The sequence below is a fragment of the Adhaeretor mobilis genome (assembly GCF_007741515.1).
Lineage (GTDB): Bacteria > Planctomycetota > Planctomycetia > Pirellulales > Lacipirellulaceae > Adhaeretor > Adhaeretor mobilis.
Genome location: NZ_CP036263.1, coordinates 2,923,323 through 2,940,982, shown reverse-complemented (window position 1 = coordinate 2,940,982; position 17,660 = coordinate 2,923,323). Strand labels below are relative to the sequence as shown.

Genomic DNA, 17,660 nt, shown 5'->3' with positions numbered 1-17,660 from the left:
CCATGACTCAAATCTTTTGGTAGGTAGGTGGTATCACTCTGAGCTAATTCACTGGAAGCCACCTTTGTCGTGGCCTGCGCACTTGAGAAGCAAGTGCACGAGTCTCGCCTAGGTTAGTGAAAGAGCCTTTTGGGGATTGAGAGAGGTAAGCATGCATATCGAATCTTCATCGAGATGTAGGTGATTGCGAAGGTTATCAGCACTCGTAGTCATGGTTGCAACCGAACCTGCCAAATGAGATTTGTCACCAGCAATCGATGTCACTCCATACTCGTCAACATCGACCTGTTGCCCTCCGATGGTGTACTGCCCTGGCCCCAGGCCGGCGGCGGAGATCGCATCTGTCACAACAATCGATCGATCAACGCCTGCGACTTGGAGGTAGTTGCCAAGTGCATAGAACGGAATGTGTACTCCATCGGCGATAAAACAGCACCAGAGGTGATCTGCAAAACTGAGTACTCGCTGAATGACATTGTCGTGGCGGTCAATCTCCTTGGGACATCCATTGCCTACATGAGTGAACATGGACAGTCCTGAATCGACTGCTGCTCGCAAGACATCAAGCGGTGCTTCGCAATGTCCGGCTGAGACGATTACTCCCTCCTGAGAAAGTCGTTGAGTTACCTTTAGTCCGCCGTCACGCTCAGGTGCCAGTGTCACTATGCGGGTTAGTCCTTCTGCCGCCTCCAGCAGTTGGAGCATCACCTCGGTATCCGCAGGCCGAACAGAATTTGCCGGATGGGCACCAACATACCCTGTTCGTTCGTTGATGAAAGGTCCCTCAATGTGAATGCCTTGTATGACCTTACGTACGATCTCATCTTCGTCGCGAGCCCGAACAATTCGCCGGAGTCGCGAAACCATGGCATCGATATCATCCGTAATGACCGTAGCCAGGATCCCTTCCACGCCATCGTTCGCTAAGCGTGTACACGCGCGGTGATAGTCTCTACCACTAGCATCGTCGGAATTGAAATCAACGCCGTCGTAGCCGTTGACTTGCAGGTCAAAGTATTGGGGGCCGTTAATCATGGATTCCTTGCTTCCTAGCGGGTGGCAGACATGGATTCTGACAGTTTGCTTGCGGCGGGTGGATCCAGGAAGATGGTCGTTGCCAGGTGCGATTGCAAGATAGATGCAGGAACATCCTGGGTAATCGGCCCTTCAATGACCTTCGCCGTTGCATCTGCCTTCCGTTCGTCGGGAACGCTACAGACAATGGCGTTTGACTTGAGGATTTGCCGAACAGACATGCTAATTGCCTGAGTTGGGATCTCTTCAAACGTCGAAAACCAGCCTTCGCCAAGTTGTTGGCGACGACATGCCTCGTCCAGCGAAACCACCAAGTAAGGTACTTCCGTATCAAAATCGGCAGGAGGATCGTTGAAGGCAAGATGGCCGTTTTCGCCTATGCCTATCAGGGCAACATCAATCGGATGAGCTGTTATCAGATCGGATAGGCGAGAACATTCATCGGCAACTTGCTTAGCCATTCCATCGATAAAATGGAAAGCTTTCAACGGCACCTTGGAAACAAAGCGTTCGCTAAGGTACTTGCAAAACGAGGCCGGGTGATCTGTGGAAATCCCAATATATTCATCCAGGTGAAATCCCGTAACTTGCTCCCAAGGAATATCCTTCTGCACTATCAATGCAGCCAACGTTTCAAATTGGGAGGCTCCCGTGGCAACGACAATATTGGCAGAGCCTCGTTCGGCAACGGCCTGCTTAATCAACTCACCAGCTTTGGAAGCAGCCAGTTCTCCCATTTCTCTTGTGTCTTTTGAAATAACAACGTTCATCTTTCTCGTCCTTTCGCGGTTAAGTTTAGTAGGTCAAACCTTGACTTGTTGTGCAGGTTGTTGCGTGTGAATTGGTTTTATACTCGCAACACGGTTCCCAGCTGCTCACATCTTGCATTGCTTGGTTTTCGAATGCTGATTGCCATCCAAGGGCCAGTAAGGTGCCGCAATGTTCTTGTCACTGACGGGATTTCGCAGTTGCTCGTCATGGTAGGGCGCAGCAAGTGTGACCTTCGGTGTATTCGATGACAAGTAGTCACCGCAAGTACTAATGACGTAATGGCAGATTTGTTAGACATTGGCTCCAATGTGAATTCCCGCAGGCACTTGCGCCGTTTGCAACCAGAGTTTACATGCGGTACGTGTAGCCAAGACAAGCGTGACGACACACCCCAAACTGCATACTCCAATCAGCCAAGCTGGGCAGGAAACGCGATCACGCACATCTCGGCGTGTTGCCAGGTACAACAGCGACAGCGCTAAGAGTGGTGATCCAAGAACGGTCAGTGCTTGCGCAAATATGATTACGCCCACCGGGTTCTCTCCTGCAATAGTGGCCCAAATCGCGACGGCCATTCCAAAGAGCATAGCTGCCACGGTCAGCGTTTTTGACCAAGGGGAATCCATCGAATTACCCAGTCCAAGACCATCGGCTAGCAATAACCCGCCTATCATCGCATTGATCAAGAATGGACTAAAGCAAGCTGCGAAGATCCCACATGAGAACAAAATTGTTGCGGCCGGGCCGAACAGGGGTTCCAACTGTCTAGCTACATCAGCTGCACTCCTCAGCTCATGGGGTGACATTGTTCCATGCAATATGGTGGCCGACGTTATCATAATCATGGAACTACAGGCCCCGAGCACCGAGATACCCACAATCGAATCGACTAGGCCTTGTTTCAGCTGAGTGCTAGTCCAGCCTTTCTCTCGGGCCAAATAACTTTGATAAAACGCCCCGGCAACAGAAAACGTAGTTGCCACCAACCCTTGAATTGCCCACAACGGATCGACGATTTGGCCAGTCCCATCAAGTCTCGGCCAGAATCCACCAGCCAGTTCCGAGGGGATACGTGGCACTAAGCCTGATAGTACTTGGCTTAGCGAGGGACCTGCCAAGAAGAGGTTTGCACCAAAGCCAACTATCATGACCCCCAGAAGTACCTTCATTAACCGTTCCAATGGCTTGTAGAGCGACTTTAAGCCGAACAGCGTGGCGATGATTACAGTATTGAAAAGAACAAGCAGTACGATGAGTGTCGTCTTCGTGGCGTTGGTGGGACTAGCGGCAGAGTCAGAGGGTAGGACTGATTCGATTGAGGTGACCACTGCCATGTTGTTGCTTGACTGAAAGCTTGCGACCACCAGGAACAGGACAATGCCCACCATCGAGGCAAAAGGCCTCCCGATTCGGTCCGCCAACTCGCTGCAAAGTGTTTTTTCAGTGCTCACTCCGAGCCTCGCTGCCAGCGCCGTCATGCCGATCATCAGGACTACTGCTGCGACCAGCACCCAAAGCATCGAGTAGCCGTACTGACAGCCGACTTTGCTGGAGGTAAGAATGCTTCCTGGCCCGAGCACGACCGATGCGACAATAATTCCCGGACCGATGGTTCGAAACCATTTGAGAAAACAATTGGGATTGGAAGGATTCATTTCCGGGCAGCCACTTCTGCTTTCGTTTTTGCTATGTCACTTTGCCGTTTGCCTACATCATCGGATTCCATAGAGATTGCACGAGAGAGCGCTTTCTCTGCACTCGCTGCTGAAACACCCGTCTTGAAGAACTGAGCGAATTGTTTTCTCAAAGGCCCATACCCCATACCCCAATGATTGATTTCATTTCGTAAGCCGTTATTGCAGCCGACAAATTGCGAGGTTGTGTTAGATCGTCAACTTGCGGCGGTTGTCGCTGATAGCCAAGCCCAACCATCCAACGAACAACAACAAGGAAGGTTCTGGCACAGTTGCGTGCTGGCTTAGCGGTGATACATCGGTAAGATTGCGTTGCCAAATTAGAAAGTCGGCACCGCCTGAGATTCCATCCCCATTGGCATCCGAATCACCGTTGAAGCCATAGCCGCGTTGCCAATCTACAAGGTCCGCTCCATCGACGACGCCGTCACTGGTAAAGTCAGCTACATTGAGCTGAAAACCTTTGCCCGTGTTGTACTTGAAGAGCATTCCCGTACCCCCTGGCAAAGCAAGGCGAAGTATATTGTCTGCACCTAGTGGCAAGACCTCCTGTTCGCCCGTGATACGATTCAGGCTGAGGACTTCAGTAACGCCGGGATCAAATTCTATTCTAAAATCCAACAGCGCATCAGCTGCGCTCATGTCAGCGCCGTGAAAGGCATTCGTAATCATAAAATACTTCTCGCCGTCATCATCCGTGAAGAAACCGATCACCCCATCTTTCCATTTTTCGACAGGTGCTCCATCGATGTCTACGTCTGTGATCAGGAGATCGTCACCGGCACCGAACGACCAGGATGGCATACCTCCTTGTGGAGTTTGGCCACTATTCGGGATGTACCGTACATCGGTACTTTCCAGAAAACGTAACGCAGCCCCTAGCATTTGGACTTCGGCGTTTGCAGGGGCTGCCGCATCGTAAAGTGACGTCGTACTTCCATCCGACGAATCGATTAGTGCACGCCACCCTCCCAGGTCATATCCAAAGTAGTGGAAGCCCTTAAACCCAGCAGTCAGCATGGTGAACATCTGAAATCGCAGGTCCGATTCACTCGATAGTCGCCGCAGGTTGGGTGCATCGATTTTTTCATAGGCTTGAATGAACGCCCAATAGGGCACATCGTACGTTTGTGCTACGTGACAAATGGTCAGCAAATTGTTGTAGTAGAGGTCAGCATGTACTTTTGCTGCATTAAACGGATACAGGTCAAACATAAGGACGTCGGGCTGTACACGCGTCATGATGTCATTAAGGTAGTCCGAGTACTTATATCCGGGGTTTGAATTGTTGCCGTAATAAGTCGCTGAATCTCCGCCAATGGGAAAGGCGTTGGTATAGACGAGCGCCTTGGGACTATTGTGCTTTAGGTAGTTGACGATGTCTGCGGTGCCTGCCATTTGGAGGAATGATGGTTCGTCATTGACCAGCCAACCGTTGTTACCTGCGAAGTTCGTTATTGACTCTGAAATCTCATTAATCACATCGGCAGTAAGGCTTGCTTCACTGACATGAAATTGCCATGGCAGCCCCTCACCGACGGCAATCGGCAGTAGTTCGTCCGGACGCTTCCAAGCCAAGAATGTGTTCAGCCCCGCACCACGATAAGTGGGACCATCCACTAATGTGGGCGTCTGGGTTAATGCTCCCAATGTGAACGGATTCCTACGCACCCACTGCTTCCCGAAACCAGGACGCGCAACCGAGGCGACTGGATCTAGGTAGGAGACCTCCAGTTGTGGGCGATCTGCTACCGTCTCAAACTCATTGGAATGAAAGGAGCCGGCAGCATATCCGCCGGAATCAGGCCGAATGGTGAAACCCAGATTACTAAGCGTCCCGTTGTAACATTCCATCACAATATCTGTCACATCAATGTCAATGAAGGTGCCCAAATCGCTGTTATAATAGCTCTGGCTCACGGTCCGATTGCTATCGTAGTCTTCTTCGATCACCGGACCGTTGACCAACTCCGTCCCGGCAATCCCCCAGCCGGCTCTCAGATGCTCACGTTGTTTCCAAGTGACCTCCCCGTGGCTGGCAAGTCGATAGCTGGAACCGTAATTCGGTATTTCGATCAGCGTAGGGGAAACGAATAGCGTCTTGGCGGCACTGCCAGGAATCAAATCGGTACGCAGTTTCATTCGCAAAGTGGCACCGGTGAGTTTCTTTCCCGCGGCCACCTGGCCAGGCCCTATGCCAAAAACATCTTGAAAATTAACCAAGGCCTGTCTTACAGGCACCGGACCGCCGGAAGATTGTATAGAAAGATCCACACCGCCGCCGTAGTTGTACTCTTGCCGGCTGTAGTCACGGCGAACGAACGTGTCGAGGCCACGTGAGTAACCATTCTCTCCCTGTCGAAACATCGCTATCGTGGCCGGAGCCGGGCTGGCTAGTGCAGCAATCATCCATGAGGCCAGCCAGATCGCCAAATAATTCGCCCTCATTCTTGATCTCAACTTACATCCTCCCGTGTGCCTAACAGCGTTCACGTTGCAAACTTAGTTCAACTGCAACAGGGCATCCTGATGACGTGTCACGTTCTAACTTATCAATTGCTTTTATGGCCATGCAAAGACTCTGCAGTCGTCTTGCATGCAGTTCGAATCTTACAATTTGCGCGCAATCGGATGCGTGAGTTAGCGATTGCTGCTTCACGGGCAGCCCTGCATCCGACCCTTTGCCACAATCTTGATTGTCTCAAATTCCGCTCTGACAACTTCAATTACATTTTCGTGAAAGTTGCCATGAAGTTGAGAACTACCGGCGTGGCGAGGCAGTTAAGTATGTTCGGATGCCGTTTTACTCAAGCTCTTTGATATAGATATTGCGGAAGTACAGGTCGTTGCCGTGGTTCTGCAATTCAATCTGACCGGTCGGATAGATTGGCTTGTCCCGCTCCCAAAAATTTTCCATAACGGTCTTGTCAACAACCAGCTCTCCGTTGAGCCACACGGTTACTAACTCCCCGACCATAAGAATGCGGAGAGTATTCCACTCGCCAATCGGTTTGTCTGCCCTGACCAAAGGCTTGTTGGGATGTTTCTGATTGTTATGTAGTCCTCCGGAACCGCAGTTCCGCTTTTTAGGATCCCAGATTTGAACTTGAGGAGTACCGCGGAGATAGATCCCACTGTCTCCCATGGTAAGGAGCTTGAAATCTACGAAGAGTTCGAAATCGCGGTAGTCCTTCACCGTACATAAGCTGTCACCTTTCCCATCAAAAACCAATATTCCATCAACTACTGTCCAGTGCTTACGCATTTTTGCATCGGCCTTGACTTGAGCCTTAGCGAGTTCGTCTGCACTCATTTTTGGACGCGACTTGGGTGACCCTACCAATCCTTTCCAGCCATCCAAGTCTTTCCCGTTAAAGAGCGCTCGAAAGCCCTCAGGAGGTGTATTGGTCTTAAGCTGTTCGGCTGCAACTGAGCAGTCTGCAAGACCGCTCATGATTCCAACCACCAGCGCCAGTTGCAAGCTCGTTCTCAACATTAGTTACCTTCGCTTTCTATTTTTCAGAAACCTGCGGACACCGGCATCGGGTAAGATAGCAGAACTCGGCATCACCCCTAAAGTATTCAGCAGGCAAGACTAGCGTTTTCTCGAAAACCCCAGAGACAACAGAGCCATCCCCGTGAGGATGAAACAGCTCGGCTCAGGGACGGCCCCAGAGGAAACGGTGATGCTACTGCTCTCCCCGTAGTGATCTTGCCAATCTCCTAAGTTGCCCGTCAGCGGATCTCGCTGCCAGACAAGGAAATCATTGCCATCTACGATTTCGTTTCCATCGAAATCACCAAGGACAGGCTGGGACAGGCCGTAGAACTCGGTGGGTAGAAGTGCACCGCGAGAGATGCGAACGAAATCCATATCGCCTTCAAACTCTCGAATAGCAGTGCCCTGACCAGTACTACCAAAAGTTAGGTACTCGTCCGCGCCGGCTCCTACAGTGCCGCTCCAACTCGCGCCATTAATCCAAGCCGAAACGTCTGTAGCGCCTTCCTCTACACCGTCGATATACAATCGCACCATTTCAGTAGCCGCGTCGAAGACACCTGCAATATGGTGCCACTCATCATCATTGACTGCTGTCGTGCTCCACGTCTTGGCTCTCGTATCCGCCCCACTGAATTCGGCATCATTCTTGGTCCCGAATCCAGGTGAGAACATTACCTTGCCCGGTTGGTCATCGTCGATCCAGAAGTTTCCCGTTGCGGCCTGGACCAAGGGGGCTGCGCCTTGAGTATCGCTACCGGCCGGACCGCCGGTTACTTGGGTGGTACGGATCATCGTTTCGTAAGTAAAGGATTGGTTGGCATTGAACTGAAAGTCTACATCTCCAGGGACTTCCACTGAATCGTTAATCCCTTCTGTGGAACCGCCGCCTAGCCCTCTCTCGAACCGCAAGGCGGCCCCATCCATAGCAGCCGGGTTCCCTGCAACGTAGGGGATGTCATCGCTGATATCGGCGATGATCGTGCCGTTGTGTACGTAGGTGTTTCCACTAGTATCCAGGACGGGATCGCCGTCGCTGCCAACTTGGCCTACTGACTTCTCGTTAAATGTCCAGAGCCCAACCACGCCCTCCATAAGCATAGGAGCTTCGGGCACGTAAGGATCAATGGCTGTAGTTACCAAGCCCCCGAGAAATGTATTTCCAAAGTTAGCGCCAGAATTCGTAAAGTGCACGTTGTCGGGATAGCTTCTAAAAAGAAGCTCCGGATTACTGTGCGTATCAACTCCTGCGTACAAATCTGTAATTGAAATCCCTCGGCTGTTCATAATCGTTGCCGCGGCCGTGTTGTAGGCGATGACATCGTCATTGCTTCGTCCTTCTGTCCCCTGGGTTACTGACACTCCGGAAGGGACTGGAGTGGTAGACGCCCAAAGCAAGACAGGGCTCTCGCCATTCGCATTAACGATGCCTTCGAAACGATCTATGATGTTGCCAACGCCATCGAGATTATCGGTGTAGTCAGCAATCGGAACATGGTAAGAACCGGCTTCGTATTCGAGATCATGCAACCCCCAATTGAAGTGGATCACGTCCCAATCGGTATGGTCATTCAGAACATTTGGCCATTCGTCGAGGGCATAAGACGTACGCCTGGTGATGTTGCTTTGGAAGACATTGGCCCGACGGGCCAAGTTATTGCGTACTTCATACAAGTACCCTTGAGCACCGCCTGAAATCGAGTCGCCAATGATGAGCACATTGGGAAGTTCGGGATCAATGGAAGCTGGCGCATAGGGGCCCCACCAGTCCTCTTGGGCATGCGTACTCGTAGCGGAGAACAGTACCAATGGTATGACAAGCAAGTTGAAATGTATTTTACGTAGTTTCACTAGAAGGCTTCTCCCTGTTGGCCGCAATCCGACGAGAGTCGGCACAGTATTTCTTTAACACGTTGATGAAGACACTGATCGTGCACCACTTGAGAGAAGCCGCCGCCCTACACTCTAGGGCGGGCGGCCCCTCGCTGAAATATGCTGGATCGGACAAATCTAACTATCCGCGTTTACGGACGACATTCCCTGCCACGCCCAAGACTAGGCACAAAATCAACGTACTAGGCTCGGGGACAGGGTTGTAAAAGTTCTCTGGCGAGAGAGCCTCATTGCTGAAACGTACAAAGTCGACGCTTGCATCGAGCTCACGGATAGCGAGATCTTGCGAGGTTGCGCCGAAGTAGAGCGTGCCACCATTGCCAGTCCCCTGAGTCCCACTATAGGAAGCATTCCCTGCCCAGGCCGACCAGTCCGTCGTACCTTCAAGGATCCCATCTACGTAGACCCGCGACTCTTGAGCTGTACCGTCAAAGACAGCCGCTACATGATGCCACTCGCCGTCATTGACGAATGTGGTACTCCAAGTTTTGCCACGGGTGTCTGTGCCGCCTGAATCGCCATCGACCTTGGTTCCAAAGCCGCTTGAAAACATGATTTTACCTTCCGTGTCGTCATCAAGCCAAAAAGTGCCAATCCCGGTTACTAGCGGGCCTGTTCCATTGCCCCCAGCCCCTCCAACAACCTGGTCGCTTGCAAACAGTATCTCCATCGTAAAGCTATCGGAGTTCGAGTAGGTGAAATCGGCATGCCCTGCAAGCTCGACTCGATCAGAGATGCCGGAGCCGGTTGTGCCGGTGCCTCTCTCTAGTTGCAAGGCGGGCCCATCTGTAGCAGTGGGGCTGCCAGCTACATAGGGAACGTTATCACCGGCATCGGTGAAAATCGTGCCGTTGTGTACGTTGGCACTTCCACTGGTGTCCAGGACGGAATCTCCGTCACTGCCTACTTGGCCCACGGCCTTCTCATTGAAAGTCCACAGCCCAACCGTCGCAGCAACAGCATTCGACGAAAGTAACCCTGCGATCATCGCAGTCAGCACCCATAAAACCCTCTTATTACTTCTCATTAGTCAGTCCTCCCTTGAAAAGATCGCAACCATTCCGATATCCAGAAACGCTCTGAAACAATTACCTTCGATAGGTTGCGGAAAATGTTCTGTGATTTACAAACGCTCTCCTCAGGTTCCGATTGCTATGGCATCTCATGCCGGTTCAACGAGCATCAGGGGCATAGTGATCCTCTGTTCATGAGGCTCCAAGATTTCGCCTTGAGCAACGCGAGCTAACATTTGCCCCAGTAGACCTGCTCGCTCTTCCTTATCCGCTTTGATACGGGCGTACCAGTAAGGCCTTGGCTTCTCCAGATCATCTACGCTGGCAGCGACTGCTGCGACTTCGATTTTGTTTACCGCCTTGGAATTCAGGCCGGCAATCGCTTCCGTTACCATGTCGGCGGCGAATAGGCCCGGGCAGATCACTCCAGTCGGATGAACATCACGCGCCAGCGCCTCCGCAACTGTTGCCGTGAAACCTCGAGAATCGTTAGGGACACAACGAAGCAGCAAACTGTTGTGTGGCAGCTTGGCTTTGGTTAATTCCTCGCTGATGCCATCGAATAAGGCATTGTTTCCCGGTCGCATCTCCATGGAATAAACCAACAGCAGTTGCCGATGTCCCCGGTCTAACAAATGCCTTGCAAGCAAATGACCGGCGGTTTTCGGATCATTATCCAAAGAAGGCAGCGTCGGAACGCCAGGATAAAGCATTCCTGAAACGATGGTCGGCATGCCTGACTCGGCCAACTCAAGATAGACAGCTCGGCGGCAACTCATGGCCACAAACCCAACTGCCTCGCCTTGAGCCTTTGCCGATGCTATTAACTCCCGTGTGTATCTTCCAGGATCCACCACGGGGACAAAGCTGAACTGCACATTCGTCTCTGGCAGTGAACTGCGGATACCTGAGATGATTGAAGCATAGGCCTGATAGCCCATCTCCTCCCATTCCGCTCGCATGAGCACGTAGGCGGTGCGTATTCTTGAACGTGTCTTACCTCCGAAATCTGCCGAAATGAAGGTTCCTGCGCGGCCTCGCCGTTTAATCACTTGCTGGTCTGCTAAGACTCGCATGGCCCGGTGCGCCATCGTGGTGCTGACACCGAGCATGCGACTAGCTTCAGCATCGGTATAATAAGGGTCATCGACCCCTAGCCTGCGACGCCGAATGTCTTGAATAAGCTGCTCGGCCAGTTCTTCGGGACCATTTTTTTTAGAGACCGTGGGCATACGTGCCATCCTAAACTGCAATGAGAGCTTGTCAACGTTTGTAATTCAAAAGCATCGGAATTAGTTCAAGTAATTCAACGGTAACACCCCAGGAGGTGCATGCATATACGTCTCTGGAGTGTCGATCGTGGTACTTTGGGAGTGATTTTATAAGCTACCCCCAACCCATGATTTAGACGTGCCTCTTTCGCCCCTGACTCAAAAGCAGCGAGAAGTGCAGTCGTGCTCATCGGATTGTTGCTCATTTATTGGTAAGCGGCACAGCATTCAGCCGGTCGAGAACTTCGAGGCTCAAAATCAATGCGCGGGGAAGATGAAACGGGTCCTTCACCGGCAAGCAGACCACGTCTGTGATAGGTTTGCCGGCACGATCGAGTTTTTGAATCCACTCGCCATGCTTGGGATCAGGGAAGTGATCGAAACTGTACTGGTGGATCTGATCGTACCAATCCAGGTATTCGCGATCACGTGTTTGTTCATAGGCCAACAGCAGACCATAGAGGGCCTCAGTATGCGGCCACCATAGTTTCGTACTATGAAACTCCCAGCCAACTTCGTTTGCTCCGTTTGCGTCAACAGCCAGAAGCAAACCGCCGTGCTTTTTATCCCAGCCAATTTCGACATGGCGTTTCAGTAATTGACAGGCCTCTTGTACTCTCTCCGAATCGCCGACACTTCCCGCGATGTGGATCTGGAACCACATGTCTTCTATGACGTGACCGGGCACGACCGCCGTACCCAGTGGCGCTGGATACTCGCTGTTGTCAGCGCCTATGCGCTCCAGAAGCAGGTTCCGCTCTGGACGGACGAAATTATTGAAGATGTCGTCTGACATCGCCAGAGCAGCATCCTTATAGCGCGGTTCTTCGAGCAGGCAGCCCAACTCCCAGATAATCAGCCCAAAGATCATCGGCACCCCATGGACTCGGGCATTGGGCGGTATTGGATAGGGAGCATGTGGGATTTTGTCATGGGGGAGTGCCAATCGCCGCAGGGCGTTATCTGCCGTCTTGCGCGCCAATGCGAGTGGTTCCTCACGTCCGCTTGCTTTGGCGAATTCGGTCAAACCATAGATGGCAAAGGCATCGACATAACAGCTGTCGCAGCCCTGCAGAACGCTGCCATCATAGGCAAGCTGGAGCCGCCAACCACCGAAGTCCTCGTCCCAGCCATAACTCGAAGCAAAATCGTAGATGTGTTCGGCCAAATCGAGCCACTGTTGTTTTTTCTCGATTTGGTTATAGAGCTTGCTGTAGACCCAGACTGCACGCCACTGGCTCCAGAGATATTTGTCACGATTAATGAGCGAGCCATCGTCACGAATGCAGGTATTCAGGCCACCAGCATCGTCGACGGCATGTTGAAACCAAAACGGAATAACCGAGTCGAGCAGGTGCTTGCCTAGGAAGTCTCGTAATTGGGGCAGGTCGTTGCTGGGGTGATTTGGGAGCATTGATTATTTCGGAGTGGGTTTCTCAGCAGACTATTCGTTTGATTGTGGAGAGGAGGTTTTTGGAAAACACCGAGAAACGACGATTCCCACGGTGATTTGTACGACCAAGCCCAACGGCATCGCCCAAAGGAAATTGATGCCTGGATGGCCCGTGATCTCCTCACTGAAATTCACTGCTACGATCACTGCTAAGCCGCAAGCTGTTCCCAGGTGAGTTCCTGTTACGGTGGCTCCCCGGACGAATATCGCCATAAAGAAGAGCCCGAAAAGCGGAGCAGTTAATAAGTTGCAAACCTTAAACGCAACAGCCAACAAATTCCCTTTAACAATACCGACGCCTGAACTAAGCAAAACTACGATCGCACCGACTGCTATTGAAATCCACCTCATCTGATTAATCTCATGCCGTGCGGAGCCCCTGCGCGAGAGCCTTAGGCGATCTATGAAGTCGACCTTGATTACCGAACAGGAAGAGTTCACTCCAGAGGAGAGGCTCGACATAGCCACTGCCAGGAGCCCGGCAATCACTAATCCGCGCAGGCCAGTCGGCAAGGCGGTCATCACAAACTGAGGAAAGAGTTGGTCGGCCCGTTCCAAGAGCGACTCAGAAGCTGCGACAGAAGTTGCGTTAGCCTGGAAATAGGACCAGACGGCTAGCCCTACAATGGAAAGTAGACCGCACGTTACGGCACTAGCCACGAGTGCTGTAAAAAGGGTTCGTCTTGCCGTCTTCACATCACGGTTGGCAAGAAATCTCTGGAGAACCATTTGATCGGAACCTTGCGTACAGACATACCAAACAAGTGTGGCGATCAGTGCGCCGCTAAAGGTCCGTGCCTTGGGATCGGGATCGTATCCCCAGCTAGGATCCGGCCACTGGGTGGGCCACTGTTCTGGCCACCAGGCGCCAATCCCTCCAAAGTGGTAGGTGATTACTCCCAACGAAAGCAATGCTCCGCCAAAGAGAATCACGCTTTGCAAGACATCTGTCGCCACCACCGCTCTTAGACCACCTAGTGATGTGTAAGCGATCGTTATTGCGCCAAGAACGACACACAAGAAAGGTGTGGCCGATTCTTCCACACCCAATAGGGGAACCAATACAATCGACGCGGTTGCATAGACAACGAGTGCCATCCACATTAGCCGCAACGACAGAAAGAAGATGGAACCTAGCATTCGCACGCTCAAGCCGAGGCGCATCTCAAGTATTTCGTACGCACTAGTCACCTCCAATTCCATGATTCGCGGGATGATCCACCAACCAACGATGATTGCAACGAGGGGATAAGCCGCCACTTTGCCTAGAACGAAAATAGGACCGTAGAGAATCATCTCGCCGGGCAGCGCCAAGTAGGTAACGGCGCTGAGCATCGTCGCGAAGAGCGAAATGCCCAGGTTATACCACTTCATTTGCCGGCCACCGAGCAGGTAGTCGTCGGAAGAGGTCGATCTCCTCGAGAAATACCAACCAACCGCCAATACCGTGAATACGTAGGCCGCTATAACAAGCCAGTCAGGCCATTGTAGCGTAGAGATAGTCTTGTCAACTGGCACGAACTACCTTTGGGTTACGGTTCAATTTGTGTCTTAAGCGGCACACGTGCAAGATAGATATTGGTGTCGCCTTCGTGGGAAGAATAGTAGCTGACGAGCATGTCGTCACCCGCTTGGACTACTTCGGCATAGGAGCAGTCTCCCCCCGACGGCAATGCGGCATAAGGCGTTAGAGCACCATTCTCATAGGTGTAAATCATCGTGCGTTCTTCATCAGTCCGCGAGATCAGATAATTCGTGCCGGCAATAGTATGAATACAATGGCCCGCCAAGTGGACGCCAGCTGGACGTATCTCTTTGCCCCAATTCTTATAAGGCGGAGAAGCTTCAAGAATATGGCCGGTCATGCTGTGCTTGGTACGGCGAAATGCCGTGAGGGTATCGTCAGGAGCAAACCAGAGAGTGGTCTCACTTTCCGAGTTGCCGGCACTGATGGTTGAAATCTTCTCCCAATTGATGCCATCGGTGGAAGTTATCAAATGCACTTCACGCTCTTTGGGGACTGTTTTCTTGTGGGCGGTGGCGTAATGGCGACCGTTTTCTGTGATCGGTTTCCAGAAAAGATATTGGTCCTGATAAACCTTCTGTGGCTTACTCCAGTTTTGCCCATCGTCAGTGTACGTCACAAAACTCCATATCCGGTTGGACTTGTCTTTGCTGTGGCTGTAAAGGAATAGTCGTTCGGGCGTGGCAATTAGCTGCGGATCACGGTCATCAGCGGTAATGTTGAATCGTGAGGCCTCTTCCCAATTCACAGCATCTGAGGAGCGCAAAAGGACAATATCCCCATCGTACGTGTGGTGACTACCGCCCCTCCGAAATGCGAGCCAATACTCATTGTTCCATCGCCTGAAGGCGGTGAAAGCATTGTGTTTGCCATCGGCGAAAATTTTCTCAACCGAAGTTGGTTTTGCTGGTAGATCATTGGCATGACTGCCTTCGAGGAACAAACCACCAAACGCCAGCAATAACAAAGCTGGGAACTTGTACGTCATAATGAGGGGTTTTCCGGGAGTGGAGGGCAGAGTTGGTCTTAACCAATTAACAGTTGGTCTACGGTGACACCCGGGACTTAAGCGGCACACGTGCAAGATAAATATTGGTGTCGCCTTCGTGAGTGGAATAGTAGCTGACGAGCATGTCGTCACCCGCTTGGACTACTTCGGCATAGGAGCAGTCTCCCCCCGACGGCAATGCGGCATAAGGCGTTAGAGCACCATTCTCATAGGTGTAAATCATCGTGCGTTCTTCATCAGTTCGCGAGATCAGATAATTCGTGCCGGCAATAGTATGAATACAATGGCCCGCCAAGTGGACGCCAGCTGGACGTATCTCTTTGCTCCAATTCTTATAAGGCGGAGAAGCTTCAAGAATATGACCGGTCATGCTGTGCTTCGTGCGGCGAAATGCCGTGAGGGTATCGTCAGGAGCAAACCAGAGAGTAGTCTCACTTTCCGAGTTGCCGGCACTGATGGTTGAAATCTTCTCCCAATTGATGCCATCGGTGGAAGTTATCAAATGCACTTCACGCTCTTTGGGGGCAGCTCGTTTGTGGGCTGTTGCATAGAAACGACCATTCTTCACGATCGGTTTCCAGAAAATATATTGGTCCTTGTAAACCTTCTGTGGCTTACTCCAGTTTTGGCCATCGTCGGTGTACGTCACAAAACTCCACATCCGGTCGGACTTGTCTTTGCCGGGACTGTAAAGAAACAGTCGTTCGGGCGTGGCAACTAGCTGTGGATCGCGATCGTCAGTGATGAAGTTGAAACGTGAGGCTTCCTCCCACTTCACAGCATCCGAGGAGCGCAAGAGGACAATTTCACCATTGAACGCGTGGTGACTACCGCCCCTCCGAAATGCGAGCCAATACTCATTGTTCCATCGCCTGAAGGCGGTGAAAGCATTGTGTTTGCCATCGGCGAAAATTTTCTCGACCGAAGTTGGTTTTGCTGGCAGTTCGTTGGCATGGCCAACTTCGAGGAGCAGGCCGATTAGGACTAATGTTAACAAGGCCGGGAGCTTGTGCAGGACAACCATTGGTGTTTTCTCTGGGAGTGCTTTGGAGTGAGACAGAGCAATTGGTATCGATTTAACCAGCTCTATCGAGTCAAGTGAAAATCCTTGACGAGCGCACCGCTCTCAGGCGCAATGCTGATTTCCAATTGTGATTTCGTGTTGTACTTTACTGGAAGCATTTCCTGAGTTGACACAGGTGTGCTAGGCGAGTCGTTGTCTTCAGCTGACTGAGCTGCCTGTTTGTTGAGCGTTTCAGACCGGCGGATTTCTACTTTGTATTGCCCGATCGGCACACCGCCTTTCGCGTCAACAAGATACTTGCCGTTTACGATTGCCGAGCCAGAAACGGGTGCTGAGGTACCGGCGAGTGGCACGAATCGGATCATGCCATTCTCAATAGGGACTTCTTCGAAAGTGATCGCGCCTTTGACAACGACACGTGCGAAGTCATCTCCTTTACCACATCCCAGAATCAAGGGTATTAAGGAGAGGATAAATAGACTCCTTAACCTCAGGGGTTCAAGGTGCATATGCTACCTCTCCGTCAAGGCGATTGGCCAATCGATCTAAAGTGATTTGTGCAATGTCTTCATTCAGAAAACGAATACTCCCGTCAGCAAATGCAAAATGGCATCCACCAGGGTGATAGCTGGAAGGGCCTGTTAGATTCAACTGGAAGGAATCTGGGTTACCCGACCCCGGCACAGAGTAGGGGCCATTGATTCCGTCGTCGGTGTCAATAATATTCTTGGACGGCCAATAGTGGCCTACGTAGGTCCCAGGCCCTTGTCCGGTGATTTCTGCAATCATCACCGTGTTGCTAGTTCCGTCGCTAATCTCTGCGATCCTACATCCCTCTGCGCTACCCATCACACCATTGACTAAATCTTTATGACGATACCAATAGTTGGATTGACGCCGGCAGAACCATTGGTGGGAATCGGCCACTCCGGCCATGTTCGACATACGGCAATCGTCGAACTCGCCGCCTGCCCCTGCGGGCGGCAGGTTACTAGTTGCGTTGATGAATTCCCCACCCTGAGGATCGCTGGGGCAAATATAGGCTTCGATTGGCAGGCTAACGATTGGGTAATTCAGCTTATGAAGGAATCCCCACTTCTTCTCAGAGCCTTCTTCCAGGAGTTTCCAGTCGATGCTTTCAGACAAAGTGCCAAGCTCAAGATAGGGCAGGATAAACCCGCTCCAGCTCCAACCTCGCGTTTGGGATTCGGCTGGCCATTCGCCGCAATTTCTTGATTGGTCATCTCGATAGTACTGGGTCCCAGGTGGAAACTCCCCGAGTGCCGCATGGTAGTTTTGCATGGCCAATCCAGCTTGCTTGAAACGGTTGGCACAGTTAATACGCCGCGCGGACTCGCGAGCGGCCTGGACCGCGGGAAGTAGTAAGCCCACAAGCGTCCCAATAATTGCGATTACAACCAAGAGTTCAACAAGGGTGAAACCGCATTTCTTACTTCTGAGGAAGAGAGACAT

14 protein-coding genes are annotated in these 17,660 nt (G+C 51.7%); all 14 read right to left on the bottom strand.

Annotated elements, in window-relative coordinates:
- Nucleotides 1–108: 108 nt before the first annotated feature.
- Nucleotides 109–1,035, bottom strand: a complete 927-nt coding sequence (locus tag HG15A2_RS11575; protein WP_145060345.1) for an N-acetylglucosamine-6-phosphate deacetylase — start codon at nt 1,033–1,035, stop codon at nt 109–111.
- 14 nt (nt 1,036–1,049) lie between these two features.
- The gene (locus HG15A2_RS11570) at nt 1,050–1,805 is read right to left on the bottom strand and encodes a glucosamine-6-phosphate deaminase (protein ID WP_145060346.1); all 756 of its coding nucleotides are present in this window, start codon (nt 1,803–1,805) and stop codon (nt 1,050–1,052) included.
- Between the two features lie 291 nt (nt 1,806–2,096).
- Nucleotides 2,097–3,461, bottom strand: a complete 1,365-nt coding sequence (locus HG15A2_RS11565) for an Nramp family divalent metal transporter (RefSeq protein ID WP_145060405.1) — start codon at nt 3,459–3,461, stop codon at nt 2,097–2,099.
- 228 nt (nt 3,462–3,689) lie between these two features.
- Nucleotides 3,690–5,909: a DNRLRE domain-containing protein gene (locus HG15A2_RS11560; protein ID WP_218932519.1), complete on the bottom strand. Its 2,220-nt coding sequence runs from the start codon at nt 5,907–5,909 to the stop codon at nt 3,690–3,692.
- A gap of 394 nt (nt 5,910–6,303) precedes the next feature.
- A complete protein-coding gene (locus tag HG15A2_RS11555; protein ID WP_145060403.1) occupies nt 6,304–6,996 on the bottom strand; it encodes a 3-keto-disaccharide hydrolase in 693 nt (230 codons plus the stop codon).
- A 99-nt stretch (nt 6,997–7,095) separates the two neighbouring features.
- Nucleotides 7,096–8,850: a LamG-like jellyroll fold domain-containing protein gene (locus tag HG15A2_RS11550; RefSeq protein ID WP_145060402.1), complete on the bottom strand. Its 1,755-nt coding sequence runs from the start codon at nt 8,848–8,850 to the stop codon at nt 7,096–7,098.
- 163 nt (nt 8,851–9,013) lie between these two features.
- Complete coding sequence (locus HG15A2_RS11545; RefSeq protein ID WP_145060401.1) at nt 9,014–9,919, bottom strand: LamG-like jellyroll fold domain-containing protein; 906 nt, start codon at nt 9,917–9,919, stop codon at nt 9,014–9,016.
- Nucleotides 9,920–10,054: 135 nt separating this feature from the next.
- Nucleotides 10,055–11,137, bottom strand: coding sequence for a LacI family DNA-binding transcriptional regulator (locus tag HG15A2_RS11540; RefSeq protein ID WP_218932518.1), 1,083 nt, complete (start codon nt 11,135–11,137; stop codon nt 10,055–10,057).
- Between the two features lie 241 nt (nt 11,138–11,378).
- The gene (locus HG15A2_RS11535) at nt 11,379–12,590 is read right to left on the bottom strand and encodes an AGE family epimerase/isomerase (RefSeq protein ID WP_145060399.1); all 1,212 of its coding nucleotides are present in this window, start codon (nt 12,588–12,590) and stop codon (nt 11,379–11,381) included.
- Between the two features lie 30 nt (nt 12,591–12,620).
- Nucleotides 12,621–14,147, bottom strand: coding sequence for a sodium:solute symporter family transporter (locus HG15A2_RS11530; RefSeq protein ID WP_218932517.1), 1,527 nt, complete (start codon nt 14,145–14,147; stop codon nt 12,621–12,623).
- A gap of 14 nt (nt 14,148–14,161) precedes the next feature.
- A complete protein-coding gene (locus HG15A2_RS11525) occupies nt 14,162–15,142 on the bottom strand; it encodes a sialidase family protein (protein ID WP_145060397.1) in 981 nt (326 codons plus the stop codon).
- Nucleotides 15,143–15,200: 58 nt separating this feature from the next.
- Nucleotides 15,201–16,187, bottom strand: coding sequence for a sialidase family protein (locus HG15A2_RS11520; RefSeq protein WP_145060396.1), 987 nt, complete (start codon nt 16,185–16,187; stop codon nt 15,201–15,203).
- A 62-nt stretch (nt 16,188–16,249) separates the two neighbouring features.
- Complete coding sequence (locus HG15A2_RS11515) at nt 16,250–16,642, bottom strand: hypothetical protein (RefSeq protein WP_145060395.1); 393 nt, start codon at nt 16,640–16,642, stop codon at nt 16,250–16,252.
- 43 nt (nt 16,643–16,685) lie between these two features.
- On the bottom strand, nt 16,686–17,660 hold the full coding sequence (locus HG15A2_RS11510) for a DUF1559 family PulG-like putative transporter (protein WP_145064029.1): 975 nt from the start codon (nt 17,658–17,660) through the stop codon (nt 16,686–16,688).